The 15056-nt window shown below is 46.0% G+C and carries 16 protein-coding genes and 1 pseudogene; 2 read left to right on the top strand and 15 right to left on the bottom strand.

All coding sequences use genetic code 11. The features are described 5' to 3' along the window. Positions 1 to 163: 163 nt before the first annotated feature. On the top strand, positions 164 to 1075 hold the full coding sequence (gene ispH / locus G4D54_10550; protein ID QJA02850.1) for a 4-hydroxy-3-methylbut-2-enyl diphosphate reductase: 912 nt from the start codon (positions 164 to 166) through the stop codon (positions 1073 to 1075). Positions 1076 to 1273: 198 nt separating this feature from the next. Here ispH and G4D54_10555 read toward each other — a convergent pair whose 3' ends face one another. The 10 genes from G4D54_10555 to ybeY all read right to left on the bottom strand — a co-directional run bounded on the left by G4D54_10555 (position 1274) and on the right by ybeY (position 10181). Next, positions 1274 to 1786 carry an NUDIX domain-containing protein gene (locus tag G4D54_10555; GenBank protein ID QJA02851.1) on the bottom strand — a complete coding sequence of 171 codons (513 nt, stop codon included), beginning with the start codon at positions 1784 to 1786 and terminating at the stop codon, positions 1274 to 1276. A 140-nt stretch (positions 1787 to 1926) separates the two neighbouring features. Beyond that, positions 1927 to 2589 (bottom strand): SAM-dependent methyltransferase, encoded by a 663-nt coding sequence (locus G4D54_10560; GenBank protein ID QJA02852.1) that lies wholly within the window; start codon positions 2587 to 2589, stop codon positions 1927 to 1929. Next, positions 2589 to 3785, bottom strand: a complete 1197-nt coding sequence (gene rpoD / locus G4D54_10565; protein QJA02853.1) for an RNA polymerase sigma factor RpoD — start codon at positions 3783 to 3785, stop codon at positions 2589 to 2591. The genes G4D54_10560 and rpoD overlap by 1 nt, the downstream gene beginning before the upstream one ends. A gap of 4 nt (positions 3786 to 3789) precedes the next feature. Next, positions 3790 to 5556, bottom strand: a complete 1767-nt coding sequence (gene dnaG / locus G4D54_10570; protein ID QJA02854.1) for a DNA primase — start codon at positions 5554 to 5556, stop codon at positions 3790 to 3792. 20 nt (positions 5557 to 5576) lie between these two features. Next, on the bottom strand, positions 5577 to 6959 hold the full coding sequence (locus G4D54_10575; protein ID QJA02855.1) for a glycine--tRNA ligase: 1383 nt from the start codon (positions 6957 to 6959) through the stop codon (positions 5577 to 5579). 380 nt (positions 6960 to 7339) lie between these two features. Then, the gene (recO, locus tag G4D54_10580) at positions 7340 to 8080 is read right to left on the bottom strand and encodes a DNA repair protein RecO (protein QJA02856.1); all 741 of its coding nucleotides are present in this window, start codon (positions 8078 to 8080) and stop codon (positions 7340 to 7342) included. Beyond that, positions 8080 to 8979 (bottom strand): GTPase Era, encoded by a 900-nt coding sequence (locus G4D54_10585; protein QJA02857.1) that lies wholly within the window; start codon positions 8977 to 8979, stop codon positions 8080 to 8082. Before G4D54_10585 ends, recO begins: the two co-directional genes overlap by 1 nt. Further along, on the bottom strand, positions 8976 to 9386 hold the full coding sequence (gene cdd, locus G4D54_10590; GenBank protein QJA02858.1) for a cytidine deaminase: 411 nt from the start codon (positions 9384 to 9386) through the stop codon (positions 8976 to 8978). Before cdd ends, G4D54_10585 begins: the two co-directional genes overlap by 4 nt. Continuing rightward, positions 9383 to 9745 carry a diacylglycerol kinase gene (locus G4D54_10595; GenBank protein QJA02859.1) on the bottom strand — a complete coding sequence of 121 codons (363 nt, stop codon included), beginning with the start codon at positions 9743 to 9745 and terminating at the stop codon, positions 9383 to 9385. Before G4D54_10595 ends, cdd begins: the two co-directional genes overlap by 4 nt. Next, complete coding sequence (ybeY, locus tag G4D54_10600; protein QJA02860.1) at positions 9714 to 10181, bottom strand: rRNA maturation RNase YbeY; 468 nt, start codon at positions 10179 to 10181, stop codon at positions 9714 to 9716. The genes G4D54_10595 and ybeY overlap by 32 nt, the downstream gene beginning before the upstream one ends. A gap of 289 nt (positions 10182 to 10470) precedes the next feature. Here ybeY and G4D54_10605 point away from each other — a divergent pair. Beyond that, a pseudogene (locus G4D54_10605) lies at positions 10471 to 11313 on the top strand (Na/Pi cotransporter family protein). Between the two features lie 173 nt (positions 11314 to 11486). Here the strand turns inward: G4D54_10605 and G4D54_10610 are convergent. The 5 genes from G4D54_10610 to G4D54_10630 form a co-directional block, all read right to left on the bottom strand. Then, on the bottom strand, positions 11487 to 12680 hold the full coding sequence (locus tag G4D54_10610; protein QJA02861.1) for a site-specific integrase: 1194 nt from the start codon (positions 12678 to 12680) through the stop codon (positions 11487 to 11489). Between the two features lie 80 nt (positions 12681 to 12760). After that, on the bottom strand, positions 12761 to 12964 hold the full coding sequence (locus G4D54_10615) for a helix-turn-helix domain-containing protein (GenBank protein ID QJA02862.1): 204 nt from the start codon (positions 12962 to 12964) through the stop codon (positions 12761 to 12763). Between the two features lie 409 nt (positions 12965 to 13373). Next, positions 13374 to 13625 carry a helix-turn-helix domain-containing protein gene (locus tag G4D54_10620; protein QJA02863.1) on the bottom strand — a complete coding sequence of 84 codons (252 nt, stop codon included), beginning with the start codon at positions 13623 to 13625 and terminating at the stop codon, positions 13374 to 13376. Next, positions 13609 to 14049 (bottom strand): sigma-70 family RNA polymerase sigma factor, encoded by a 441-nt coding sequence (locus G4D54_10625; GenBank protein ID QJA02864.1) that lies wholly within the window; start codon positions 14047 to 14049, stop codon positions 13609 to 13611. The genes G4D54_10620 and G4D54_10625 overlap by 17 nt, the downstream gene beginning before the upstream one ends. Before the next feature lie 492 nt (positions 14050 to 14541). After that, entirely contained in the window at positions 14542 to 15039 is a 498-nt protein-coding gene (locus G4D54_10630; GenBank protein QJA02865.1) for a hypothetical protein, read from the bottom strand. Positions 15040 to 15056 lie beyond the last annotated feature (17 nt).

The raw sequence follows: 15056 nt of genomic DNA on the forward strand, positions 1-15056 counted from the left end.
TACAGGAAATCTGAAAGTTGTAAAACAATTTCTTTTTTCTGTAATACGTGCGCTCTTTTTCTATTACCTTGCATATCGTATACGTTTATTATGGCATAATCTGCGGCAAAATTCTATGCATGTGCCGGGCTTTTCCTGTATAATGATATCTGAGGTGAAGTACATGGAAGTTATAAAGGTCGTACCGCGTGGATATTGCAAGGGTGTTATCAATGCCATTCTTATCGCAAAGAAAACAGCACAGGAGCATCCGGATACCCCGATTTATGTTCTGGGTATGCTGGTGCATAACTCCTATGTTATGCAGGCACTGAAGGAATTGCATATTTATCCCGTTGATGATAAAAATAAAACCCGACTGGAGCTGCTAGATGAAATTGAAGAAGGAATCGTCATCTTTACCGCACACGGTATTTCCCCTGCAGTAAAGGAAAAGGCACTTCGGAAGGGACTTCAATGTGTTGATGCAAGCTGTCCGGATGTGGTCAAAACACAGGATATCGTTATGGAGCAGCTGAAAAACGGCTGTGATGTCCTGTATATCGGAAAGCCGCGTCATCCGGAGGCAGAGGCCGTTTTATCGCTCAGTGAGAAGGTGCATCTGATCAGTACGCAACAGGATCTGGATACCCTGCCTCCTTTGGCACAGGTGTTTGTCACCAACCAGACAACCATGTCTATTTTTGATATTGAAGCACTGTTTGAGGCAATACGTGAACGGTATCCGAAGGCTGTCTTCTGTGAGGAAATCTGCAACGCAACCCGTATACGCCAGCAGGCAGTTGCCGATTTGAAGGACAAGCAAATCGATGTATTGTATGTGGTTGGTGACAGGTATTCCAACAACTCCAACCGGCTCGCGCAGATCGCCCGTGATCAGGGCATCAATCAGGTATATCTGATTGATGATGTCAATGATATTCAGGATGAGCAGCTATGCAATGCAGGACGTGTGGCGGTAACCTCGGGAGCTAGTACGCCAACGTATCTGACAGCACAGGTTATCGCATATCTGGAGGATTATGCGCCGGGGAAATGTAAGCCGCAGATAAGACTGTCTGAAATATTGTCATAATACATAGCAGGATAGGAAAGTAATTAGCACGAAAAAAGGTAGACGATGGCGGACGTCTGCCTTTTTCCTTCTTGTTTTACATACAGGAAAGCCGTGCCTGTTGTTTGATTATAAAGCTGCCTTCCCATTGTCGCACGCATATGCAGTAGCCTAACCATTCACATTACACAGGTAAGGATTTCCCCTTCAGACCTGCCGCTATCTGCTTTTTTGGAAGTAAACAGCAAGCGTATCCTTCAGCTCATGGTACCAAAGCTGCAGCGGGTGTGTCAGAATATGAACCCGCATCATGTCCTCGAATGTGGATTGATCAACCAGCATGGCATCGATGGTCTCCTTTTCCTGCAGCTGCAGCTTATCCAGCTCTACCGGATACTGCAGCAGATAATGATCGTAAATCCCCTGCCCCTTTACCTTGGTATGCAATTTTTGCAGCTGCTCCATTCTGCAGGAGATACCGGTCTCCTCATACAGCTCCCGTTTTGCCCCCTCCTGCGAGGTTTCTCCATGTAATACAGAGCCGCCTGTAACCTCCCAAAGCAAACCGCCGGGCTTGCAGGCATCCCGCTTTGTTAACAGCAGTCTGCCGTCATAGGTGAATGTCCAAATGAAGACAACGATATGATAATAGCCTTCCGGTATTGGCTTGCCCCGCATCTGCAGCTTATTCATCGGCTGCCGCTGTGCGTCATACAGATCCCAAAGTTCCATGTACTCACTTCTTTCCAGTGAATATTATATCAGAAATTCCCGCATTCGAACAATCCCTATTCCTAACAGCTTTCATGCCTGCTGCGTATAGCCTGCGATTCCTATAGCTCTTATAGACGTACCAAAAAAGGAACCGGTATTTAGTCCAGCTCCTTCAGCTTCTTTTCAATTGTTTTGATTTTCTCAACAGCAGCTGCATATCCGTCATGATGCGGCTGTGTGTGCTGTATGATTATTTTCTGCTTTTCCAGAATATACGTCCAATACTCTTTAAATAGTGGATGCCGATCAAGATACACACCGAATAGATACTGGTCTTCCCGCATATCAGATGGCTCCTTATGTACGGAGAGCATCTGATAATAGTGATGATCCTTTACGAGCTGCTCCGCATCGATTGTAAAACCGTTTTGATGCAGCCAGCGGCGCATATCCTCGACATGTGTATTGCATTGCAGAATTATCTGCTTATAATGTTTCAGCTGCTTATCACCTTTCATAAGAATCCTGCAAATGGTGTCATATCCCATACCGGCAATAACGACAACCTCCACATCATCCTCCAGACCCTGCAGACCGTCACACAGCTTTGTGGTGATGGAATTCTGCAGACCGTATTGTCTGATGGCTTCCTGTGCCCGTGATAGCGGACCCTTTCGTACATCACACGCATACACGTGTGCACATTTTCCCGACTGTATAAGGGCGATAGGCAGCAAGCCGTGATCACAGCCAATATCCGCAGCAACGCCACAGGGCTGTACCATATCAAAAATCGTATGTAATCGTGTACTCAGCTTCATTATGGCTTATCGACGAAATCCTTTAGACGCTTGGAGCGTGTAGGATGCTTCAGCTTACGCAGTGCCTTTGCCTCAATCTGACGGATTCGTTCACGAGTAACGTTGAATTCCTTTCCAACCTCCTCCAGTGTACGGGTTCTGCCATCATATAAACCGAAACGCAGGCGCAATACCTTTTCCTCACGCTCGGTCAGACCCTGCAGCACCGTATTGATTTCATCCTTCAGCAGCTGATTGTTGGCATATTCATCCGGTGACAGAGCTTCCTTGTCCTCAATGAAATCACCCAGATGAGAATCGTCCTCCTCACCGATCGGTGTTTCCAGAGATACCGGTTCCAGTGCGATTTTCTGAATTTCACGCACCTTTTCCGGAGAGATGTTTTCCATTTTTGCTGCGATTTCCTCTGCAGAGGGATCCCTTCCAAGATCCTGCACCAGCTGACGCTGAATACGTGTCAGCTTGTTGATTGTTTCCACCATATGTACCGGAATACGAATCGTTCTTGCCTGATCGGCGATGGCACGTGTGATTGCCTGACGAATCCACCATGTCGCGTAGGTTGAAAACTTAAAGCCCTTGGTATAATCGAATTTCTCAACCGCCTTAACCAGACCCATGTTTCCTTCCTGAATCAGATCCAGAAACAGCATACCGCGGCCAACATATTTCTTCGCAATGGATACAACCAGACGCAGGTTGGCAGAAATCAGCTTTTTCTTTGCCTCTTCATCACCTGCCTGAATGCGCCGCGCAATTTCCGGCTCCTCTTTCGGATCCAGAAGCTCAACGCGTCCGATTTCCTTTAAATACATTTTTACCGGATCATTGATTTTTGTGTGGGAAGAGTTGGCAAAGGACTGCTCCAGATTTTCGATATCGGCAGCAAGCGTATCCTCTTCATCGGTATCGTCATCCAGAAAATCAATATCATCGTCATCCTCGGTTGCGACCAAAGCGTCATCATCCATCAGATCGACATCATCGTCTTCATTTTTTACTTCAATATCATTGTCGGAAAACCACTGAAACAGATCATCAAAATCTGTATCTGTCATTGCCAGATGCTCCACGGCATCCATAACATCCTTCTGATAGAGGACATCATTCTGTTTGTATTCGTCCAGGAATTCCTGCTTGATATCTTCCAGTGTCTTGTATTCCTGCAAAACAGCTTTTTTCTTGGTGTTCTTCATATCCTTACTTCCTTCCCGCGCTGCGCCATTCCTCACGCTCTTTGATCAGCTGATTTTTCTCCACGGCGAGCTTAGCCTTTTCCATGGGATCATTCACAGATCGTATTTTTTTATTCAACAGCTGTATCTTATCATCCAGAAAGCAGGATTTTTCCTTGGCGATTGCTTCCTGCAGTACAGCCATATCCACATCCTCTCGGGCAAGCTCCCAGTTTGCGATTTCCAGAAGAAGTGCCTTCACGTCCTCCTCCCGAATCACATCCAGCAGCTCAGCGACAGCGAGGGTGGTGTGTGTTCGATAATAATCAATGATGTACATCGCAAGCTTGTTGCCGGTATCATCCTTTAAAAATCCAAGCTCCTCCTTGAACAGATTGCTTGCAGCAATTCCATTCAGCATCTGAGAGAGGATTTCATGCTCGGCATGACTTCTTCCACTTTTCGGAAAGGTCAAAAAGCTCTGCCGCGGGGGCTGCGGCTGATGAATCGCCCTGCGTTCCTCTTTGGGCTGCTCCACCTGCATATCAAATTCAGTCAGCTCCCGCAAACGAATGAAATAGCTCTGTTTCTCAAAATCATCCTGCAGTGCCTGAATTTCCAAAGCCATTTCCTGCGCGAATTCCTTTTTCTGAGAGTAGTTGTCCAGATTATACCGCCCAAGCAGGTATTCAAAGAGGAAATCAATCCAGGATATCGTCTTATCAAGCAGTGCGCGAAGCTCATCCTTCCCGTATACATCAATGACTTCATCCGGATCCAGACCGTACTTATTGTCTACAATTTCAAAGGGCAGCTGTGCCTCTCTGGCCATTTTACCGAATTTGTAGGTGGCGTTGCGACCGGCCTTATCTCCGTCATAGCAGATGACGATCGGTACATGCAGGAGCTGCAAAAGGCGCAGCTGTTCCTTGGTCATTGCCGTTCCCAGCGTAGCCACTGCATTGTGCAGCTCCACCTTTTCCAGTGCAAGCACATCCATGGCGCCTTCCACCAGATAGGCTTTTTTTGCTTTTCTGGCCTCCTGCTTGGCTCTATGATAGTTGAAAATCAGATTTCCTTTTTTGTAGATATCCGTTTCCGTAGTGTTGATATACTTTGCTTCTTCATTTTCCGCAACCCGCCGGGCTGTAAAGCCGACCGGTTCTCCGAATTCATCATGAATGGGAATCATGATACGATGCGAAAACACATCCTTCATTCCGAGGGAGGTAACACGTACAAGACCTGCGGACACAAGATCATCATCCGCATGCTTTTTGGCATGCAGGAAGCGATACAGGGCGTCATCCATCGGATTGTAGCCGATTTCAAAGCGCTTGATAATTTCTTCCGTAATATTGCGTCTCATCAGATATTCCTTGACGTTTTTCGCATCCAGCGTATCCAGCTGATAATGGGTGAATTCCATAGCCTCCCGGCATGCCTTATGCAGTGCCTGCAGGTGCGGATCCTTTATCCGAGGGGTGACATCAAGAGTATGCTCCAAAGTCACACCGGCATACTCGGCAACCTTGTAAACCGCCTCGATAAAGGATATTTTTTCATAATTCTGTACAAACGTGAATACATTACCGCCTGCTCCGCACACAAAGCATTTGTAAATCTGTTTATCGGCAGCTATGGACATTGACGGATCATGATCGTCATGAAACGGGCAGACGCATTTATAGCTCTTTCCCTTTCTTGTCAGCGGCACATAGCGTCCAATCACATCTACGATATCAGCTTTTGCACGAATCTGGCTGATTTCCTGTTCACTCAAGCGTGCCAAGAACATCACTCCCCGCTGTTTTACAGCTTAATTCGCTCTTCGATATACGCGCTTAGATCCTTCAGGCTCACGCGCTCCTGTTCCATGCTGTCACGGTGGCGTACGGTTACGCAGTTGTCATTCTCTGTTTCAAAATCCACAGTGATACAGAACGGTGTACCAACGGCATCCTGACGACGGTATCGTTTTCCGATGCTTCCCGCCTCATCATAATCGCAGTTTCCCACTGGTGCAATCAGCTGGAACACCTCCATCGCCTTGTCGCTCAGCTTTTTGGAAAGCGGCATGACACAGGCCTTGATCGGAGCTAGGAACGGATGCAGATGCATGACGATACGGGTATCGTTTTCCAGTTCTTCCTCATCATAGGCATCGCACATAAATGCCAGCATCAGTCGTTCAACACCGACGGCCGGTTCTACGCAATAAGCCAGATATTTTTCATTCGTTGCAGGATCCAGATATTCCAGCGATTTCTTACTTGCTTCCTGATGCTGCTTCAAATCATAATCGGTTCGGTCCGCAATTCCCCACAGCTCACCCCAACCAATCTGGGAATGGAAATTATACTCAATATCGCAGGTACCCTTTGAATAGAAAGCCAGCTCCTCTGCTGTATGATCACGAAAGCGCAGATGATCGCTGTTAATACCCAGATTCGTCAAAAAGCTCATACAGTAATCCTTATAATACTGGTACCATTCCATATCCGTTCCCGGCTGACAGAAGAACTCCAGCTCCATCTGTTCAAATTCTCTGGTACGGAAAATAAAGTTTCCCGGTGTAATTTCATTACGGAAGCTCTTACCGATCTGTCCGATACCAAATGGCAGCTTCTTACGCATGGAGCGCTGTACGTTTTTAAAATTGACAAACATCCCCTGTGCCGTTTCCGGGCGCAGATAGATAGCACTCTTCGCATCCTCTACGACACCCTGAAAGGTTTTAAACATCAGATTAAACTGACGGATATCCGTAAAATTATGCGCTCCGCATTTTGGACATTTCAGCTGATGCTCTTCAATATAATCCATCATTGCTTCATTGCTCCAGCCCTCAACGCTAACCTCACCGTTTGTAGCGTCCTCAATCAGCTGATCGGCACGAAATCTGGATTTACACTCCTTGCAGTCCATCAATGGATCGGAGAATCCGCCGACATGACCGCTGGCAACCCATACTGCCGGATTCATCAGGATCGCAGACTGTATACCTGTATTATATGGAGATTCCTGAATGAATTTACGCCACCAGGCTTTTTTTATATTTTCCTTCAGTTCGACTCCCAAAGGACCGAAATCCCACGTATTGGACAAACCGCCGTAGATTTCAGATCCCTGAAACACAAAACCACTGTTTTTCGCATGGGCTACTACAGTATCAAATAATTTCTCGTTGTTCATGTTTATGCCCCTTTCAAAAAAAATTCACCCGCCGGTGATGCTCATGAAACTATGAAAATAGTTACAAGAATACACTATAATATAACACTTTTTTAAAGGAAATGTCAACGTGTTTTCCCCAATTAGAATAACAAAGTAAAAAAATAAAAAGAAGAATCCCTTTCCAATTGAAATTCTTCCCTGTACAGTAAAGGCAGCGTCATAAAAGCACCGGCGTTTATCTTCTTTTCGTTTTGATGCAGGCCGCTTTGCCCGTTGTCCATCTACAGGCAGTACGTGCGTAAAAATACCGGTACAATAATCAAAAAAAAGCAGCCCTATAGAGAATTCCCTTGTAGGATTGCTTTTCATTTACATTCTGCAGGCATTTCGCATCCAGCTTACATGTGCCCCTCCATAGCGAACAGGGTTCGAAGAAAACGCACACTTTTCAGCGCTATGCCGCCATAATCTTCAAAAAAGCCATACAGCTCTTCAAAGTTTTCACTGCTAAACGGTTCCAGTCTCTCAATCAGCTCATAATGCTCCAGCTCTGCCTTGCAAAGAAGACGAAAGGTTTTCAAATCCCTGCGCGGTATGACATGATCGCCATATCGCAGACAGCTTTTGCAAACAAAGCCGCCATCTCTTCGCGACACTGCCTGAATATGCTGCGTGCTCTGACAGCGGACACAGCCATCCACAAACGGTTCAATTCCATGCATGCGATTCATAACAGCCTGAAACAGACAAAGTATCTGCAGCGGATGCTTTGCATCCTGTAAAATATCCAGGCTTTGCTTCAGCAGGATGTATACATTTTCCTCAAAGCCACTGCGGTATATGCATTCACAGAAGTAGGAGGCAATGCTCTGCTTTACAAGATCCTCCCGAATTTTGCGATAACTGTTTATAATTTCTGCCCGGCGTAGAGACTGTATCGAAGCAGTCTGCTGATAATTCAGCTGCAGACGTGCCAGTGTAAACAGCTGTACGGCAGGAGCATTCTTACTTGTGACCTTACGAACTCCACGGGCGCTCACACTGAGCAGGGAGCCATCCTCACACAATACCTTCAACAGGGCATCATGTTCCCGATACTCCTTCACATCCACCAGGATTCCGCACACTTCCTCCTGCATTATTTCCCTTCTTCCAGCTCTAGATAACCCAGCTGATGCAGCTTGCTGCTGCGATTGCGCCAGTTCTTCTCGACACGCACATACAGCTCCAGCTCCACCTTTTTACCGAATTTTTCCTTCAGCTCCTTCTGGGCTGCAAGACGGATGCCGCGAATCATCGCTCCCTGCTTTCCAATCAGTATACTCTTTTGCGAGGAGCGCTCCACGACGATGAGAGCCGACAGCTCCATGCGGGTATCGCTTTCTTCCTTTTTTTCCACGATGACCGCAACAGAATGCGGGACCTCTTCATTTGTTTTATACAATACCTTTTCCCGGATGATTTCCGCAATCTGGAAATTTTCTCCATGGTCACTGATCATATCATCCGGAAAATACTTCACGCCCTCCTGCAGATACGACTTTGTCACCTCCAAAAGATGCTCCACATTTTCGCGTTTCAGCGCAGATACCGGAAAGATTTCCGCAAACTGCATGCGGCTCTGCCACTTACTCAGGGTCGTAAGCACCGCCTCCTTATCCAGCAGATCGATTTTATTAAGAATCAGAAATACCGGAATCTGTGCGCTTTTCATCTTTTCCAGAATGAATTCGTCTCCACTGCCAAAGGGCTGTGTGGCATCCACCATCCAGTAATTCACATCCGCCTCAGCAATCGCCGTATATGCATTGCGGTTCAGAGTACGCCCCAGCTCATGCTTCGGCTTATGAATTCCCGGTGTGTCCACAAAGACAAACTGCGCATCCTCCCGCGTCAATATCCCTGATATATTATTCCGTGTTGTCTGCGGCTTTGGCGTTGTAATGGCTACCTTTTCCTGCAGGATGGCATTTAGCAGGGTGCTTTTGCCTGCATTCGGACGGCCGATAATGGAAATAAATCCTGACTTATAGCTCATAAAACATCCTCACTCGTAAAGGACATCGGTAAAAGCTCGGCGATGCTTGTTATTTTCTGCTCCTGCTTGTTGCTTAACACGATGGGAGTATCCTGCTGCAGCAGCTCCACCAGTACCTGCCGACAGGCACCACAGGGCGCCGCAAGCTTCGTTCCGTCACTCACAATGGCAATCGCTACGATATCCTCCCTGCGATAGCCCATAGAATAAGCGGCAAATATCGCACTTCGCTCGGCACAATTCGTCAGACCGAAGGAAGCATTCTCTATATTAGCCCCCGGAATCAGCGTTCCATCCTTAGTTTTCACACAAGCTCCCACATGATAGCGGGAGTATGGTGCATATGCATGCTGCATGGCAGCAAACGCCGCATCCAGCAGCTCCTGATATTGTTCATTCACATTCATAAAAACAGCTTTCCTCCTATGATTACGATTCCAACAGCTGCCGCCGCCAGCGACATCACCAGCACAGCTGCAGCTGCGTAATCCTTTGCTTTTTTCGCTCCCTCACTGTATTGCGGCGACACCATGTCCACAATCGTTTCCAGAGCGGAATTGATATATTCCAGTGCAATCACAGCACCAATGACGATCAGAATGACGCACCATTCCATCGCCTCCAGCCCCAGACAAGCACAGACCGCAAGCACAACCATTCCCAGAACTGTCTGCAGCACAATGCTACGGTCATGCAGCAGCCCATGCATAAGACCGGCAAATGCATACCGGAATTTATTTCCGTATTTTTTTAGGAACGATATCATCCAGTATCACATTCTGCAGCTGAAACATCACAGCCTCATCCTCCGGTGTCATGTGGTCGTATCCCAGCAGGTGCAAAAGCCCATGCGTAAACAGAAAGCAGACCTCTCTTCGCAAGCTGTGACCGTAATCCGCCGCCTGCGCTGTAATCGCTTCTATGTTGATGAATATATCACCGAGCTCTTCCTCCCCCTCCATGACCTCATATGCATCCTCGCTGTCCTTCATGGCAAAGCTGATGACATCAGTCGGCCGGTCGATACCGCGATAATCCCTGTTCATTTCATGAATCATCTGGGGTGTCACGAAGATTACGGAGGCACTCCTGAGCCCTTCCAGCTTTAAAACCTGCTGTGTCTTTTCACTGATCGTTCTGAAATCGGAGGCATAGCGCGACCAGCGCCGTTCTCCGCTCTGATTAAATACACTGATTTCCATAAGCCACCTCGATTCTTAACCGTATATCCCCATATGCCACCTTACATAGCGTCGTCGCTTTCTAGGTTTTGTATCCTATACAGGCATATACCCTATTATAACACGAGCGGCGTGCAAATGAATAGCAGAAAAAGATTGTCACAGCACGAGCTGTACGCCATATCCGATCAAAAGGGCTTTTCTGACGTGAAATTGTAAAAACGCCTTTCAATTTATATACAGAATGTAAAAATTCTGTTAAAATTACCTTGCTACCATGTAATTTTAGAGTTTTTTTGGGAGGAATCTTATGTTACATATTGCAGCTTCCGCCATGACACCGGCAGATATCAGCTGGGACTTCATCATTGGAGGTCTGGCGCTCTTTTTGTTCGGAATACAGTTCATGGGAGATGGTCTGAAAAGCATCGCGGGAGAAAAATTAAGAGAGTATATCGACCGTTACACCAACAAGCCCTGGAAGGGAATCCTTGTGGGTAGTATCATTACCGTATTTATTCAGTCAAGCAGTGCCACCAGTGCCATTGCCATCGGCTTTGTACGTGCCGGATTGATGAGTCTGGAGCAATCCATCGGCATCATCATCGGAGCGAACATCGGTACGACCGTAACCGCATTTCTAATCGGATTAAAGGTAGAGGCACTGGCCTTGTATTTCGTATTCCTGGGGGTTTTGATCACCCTGTTTGCCAAGCGGAAGAAACAGACCTATATGGGACAGATCGTTCTGGGCTTCGGTCTGCTGTTCTTCGGTCTGCGGCTGATGGGAGACGAGCTGAGCAAGCTGGGACAGATGGATTTCTTTACGACACTGGCAACGACTATGCAGAATCAGCCGATTCTCGGCTTTATCAGCGGTACCCTGATGACCGCCGTCGTGCAGTCCAGCTCTGCGGTTGTAGGAATCATACAGAAAATCTACGATTCCGGAGCCATGACGCTGACAGCTGCCCTGCCGTTTGTCTTTGGCTCCAATATCGGGACAACAGTAACCGCCGTGTTTGCGTCCATCGGCGGCAGCACCTCGGCCAAACGAGCCGCTGCTGTCAATGTTCTGTTCAACACCATCGGTTCTGTGATTTTCATGTTCCTGTTGACACCGTATGTGGATTTCATCGCCTTTTTATCAGAAAATTAGATATGAATTTTGATTATCTTTTTAGAAGTTCTTATATGCCGGTATAGCCCGTATTTACAGGCTTTTCCGGCATTTTTCGTATCGGAAGAAACTCACATATATTTTTATATCCGCTTAGGTTTTTGCTTTCAAAAGTAGTAAAGAAGTAGTAAAACCTTGATTTACTACTAAGCTGCTATCCGCAGCATTTCAGCTTTTGCGCTGTCGAAAGTAGCGTGTGCGTAATAGTTCAGCGTCATAGTAATGTTGGAATGTCCCATAATGTACTGTAATGCTTTCGGGTTCATTCCGGCATTTGCCATGTTGGTACAGAACGTATGACGTAAGGTGTGCGGTGTCATTACTTTCGGTAGAGCTTCCTCATGGTACTTGTTGTACTTCTTTGCAAGCCCCCTAAACATACCGTCATAATTGGTAGCTGTTTTCGGGTAGCCGTCCCGGTTGAGGAAAAGGAAGTTGCTGTAACCGTCAATAGTAACAGCTTTTGCACCCCTGCGCCGTTTCAGCACTCGGTTAAATGCTTCATATACTTTTTCGCTCATTGGAATTTGACGAATACCGCTTTTCGTTTTTGGTGTTTCAATGTAATATCCTGTTTCCGCACTTCTTAAAAGTTGGTGGTCTACATTGATTATCCTATTCTCAAAGTTAATGTCAGTATCGGTCAGCCCGCAAAGTTCAGAGATACGAAGCCCTGTCCCAAGCAAAATAATAAGCTCGTCATAATACTTCTGATAAACTTTGTCATTTTGAGCAAAGGACAAAAAACTTTCTTCCTGCGCTGGTGTTAGCGGAACCTTTGGTTCTGTATCATCTTCAATGACAGTGTTTAACTGGAAGTCAAAAGGATTTTTCCTTATGCAATCGTCCTGTATCGCTGTGTAAAAGGCAGCTTTCAAGGAACGCTTGTCATTACTGATAGTCTTATAGGAAATTCCTTTTTCTTTCATGCGGATTGCCCATTCTTTCGCGTCGGACAGCTTCACGCTGTCAATCGGGCAGCCCCCAAGTTTATCTTCTTCCAGTAGCTTCATCAGCCGCTTGCGTCCGTTTTTCGTATTGTACCTTACATTTCCCCGGTGGCGTATCTGCTTTGCATAAAGTTGGCAGACCGTCATTTTCTTGCCTATGGTGTCTATCCCGTCGTCAAGGTCTTTCTGTATCTCTTTTACCTTTTCTCGTAGGGATATATCCTCACGCTTTCCGGCAGGGGTCTTGTCCGTAGGTACTAACTTCCACGCATACACAAACTGCGGATTACCAAAGGTATCTATATATTTGTAAGCATATCTTCCGTCTTTTCTCTGGCTCTCTCCCGACCGCAAAACTCGATTTTTGCTGTCACGTCTTTTCTTTGACATTTTTCAATGCTCCTTTCCAAGACGGAAAGAGCCTTGATATGCTTATCCCATTATAGCACATTCAAGGCTCAATTTCACTATCAGATTGTGTCTATGGTATCAATCATTTTTTCAAACTGTTTGCGCTTGATTTGAATACGGTTGCCGTTCATAATAACCCACCCGGCGGCAGGATTTTCCTCGGCTAATTTACGCAGCTTGTTTTCTCCGATACGGAAGTATTTAGCTGCTTCATCTATCGTAAGCGTGTATTTTTCCCAAATAGGCACGTCGGCGTTACTCATAGTATCGTCCCCCTTTCAATATTAGGAAAAGTGAATAGTAAAAGGGGCTTTAATCGGACGGCTGTTAGCACAACCTCGCGGGAGTTCCACCCCTGCCCGTTAAGGCAGCTCTACCCAATGCCTGCGACGCTTTTAACGCTCGGACTATGGCTATAAAGGCTTGTCTACCCTTAGTGCGTGTCGTCGCCCACAAGCCGCTACACTTGTTCCCCGGCGTGGTGGTGGTCGCTCGACTTTCTCCAATAGAAGAAAAGCGTCATGGCGCACCTGCCGTATGGCTCAACGCAAAAAGGACGTATCCGATTTGCCCTATACTGCGTCGCCGTTATCTTGCGTCGCTTTCTTTGTCAAAGAGCAAGTAAGGTCAAGTCAACAGGCAGCGGAAAGGGGGACGCTGCTTGTGGTTATCTCAAACCTTGAATGAAAGGACAGCCCGCATAAGACGCGAACGCAAGCGGTCGCGTATATCCTCATCTATGCCCCAATAGATATTTCCGCGCTCATCACGCAGCTTTCGCATAGACAGGGACGCTATGTAGCTTTCGTAATGCTGTACGACAATGTTCATAGCTTCCGGGTCGCCCTTAGTAGCGGCTATGATTACCGGGTAAGGCAACAAGCCGCGTTCGTCCTGTTCTGATTTACTAATCTGTGCAGTCATAGGCTTTTTCCTCCAAATAGCGTTTTAACAGCTTCATTGAGCTTGTCCGGCGGGACTGTACCGTTGTCCTTGACAGATTACAAAACTTTGCAATCTCGCGTTCGCTCATGTCAAAGAAATAATACAGCAGTACGGTTTCCCGCTTTTCTTCCGGCAAACTGTGCAGGGCTTCGGCAAGCAGCTTCGCAGTAATTTCTTTGCCGCCGACAACGAAAGACTGTTCTGCTTCATCATCTGCAAAATACTCGTCGCAGACGTAGAGCTGTTTTTCTTCCAGTGGCGACAGGTCAGAAAAAGTAACCTCGCGTAATTGTCGCTGCTTTGTGTCCCTGTGGGCATTCATAGCTTCTCGCTTCAACGCCAGTTTGCAAAAGCCGTTAAAAGCACAACGGATTTGCCATTGGGTACGAATAGGCTCGTTCATGTTCTCACCTCCTTTCGCTGCCGCGAAAGCGGTGGAGTTTGAAATGTCCCCTTTCGTAAACCCTCAAACCAACGCACTTCAAAATGGACGTTGGTTTTAGAAATTTTTTGAAAAAGTTTTTTGATAAAATACAAAATGCGCCCGTCTGCAAATTGCAGACAGGCGCAAAGGAATTATCAAAAGTATATGTATGATTTGTGAGTTCATCTATGTAGCCAGAATAACCCGTTGGCGGGTAATGGCTTTTTTTGATAACAGTCTATTAGGGCATAGGAAAAAGGACATGACGATACCTCCTTGATACCGCCATGTCTTTATCTAGTAGGAGAGTTATCGTTAGAATTTAGATAGATAAAAAGAAACGGCGGCTCTGAAAATCAAAGCCGCCGAAATAGAATAGGCGCGTGAAAACCTGTCTGCGTTGCGACGGCTTTTTTTCTTTGCCGTCGTCCGGCAGATGTTCTATACTATGTCAATTTCAAAAATTTCTCATTATCCTTTATTACTTTTTTGTTTTGTCTTATGTAAAAGCAGGATAACCAAAACAGAAATAGCTATACTGCATAGAATATATGTCCAATTAAAATATGATAGATTTATTAAATTCTGTGCTGATTGATTTTTAATGAAGTTTGTATATGGTGCGTTACTCTTAATCGCTTCCATAACTCCTACAACATTTATCGGTCTTAAATTGTATAAGTACGCACCAAATAAATATATTGCTGCTTTTTCAACGACCGACGGTATTAAAATAGCCAATGCAGCAAGCCATAATTGACATTGCTTGTGGGATTTCTGTAAATATAACGCCCCAAAAAGATAGGGCAATATCGCAAGGCAACAGCCCAAGAGGACAATATTCTGATGAAGCCCAAAGAGGGCAAAGAATATGCGGATAAAAAGATACGTTCCAAATATAATTAACCAATCAATGAGCAAGCTTTTTATTGGCGTGTGCTTTTTTACTATTTCATTCTGTAACTGCATTTCACTACCTCCCAAAT

The sequence above is a fragment of the [Clostridium] innocuum genome, assembly GCA_012317185.1.
In the GTDB taxonomy this organism is placed as follows: Bacteria; Bacillota_I; Bacilli_A; order Erysipelotrichales; family Erysipelotrichaceae; genus Clostridium_AQ; species Clostridium_AQ innocuum.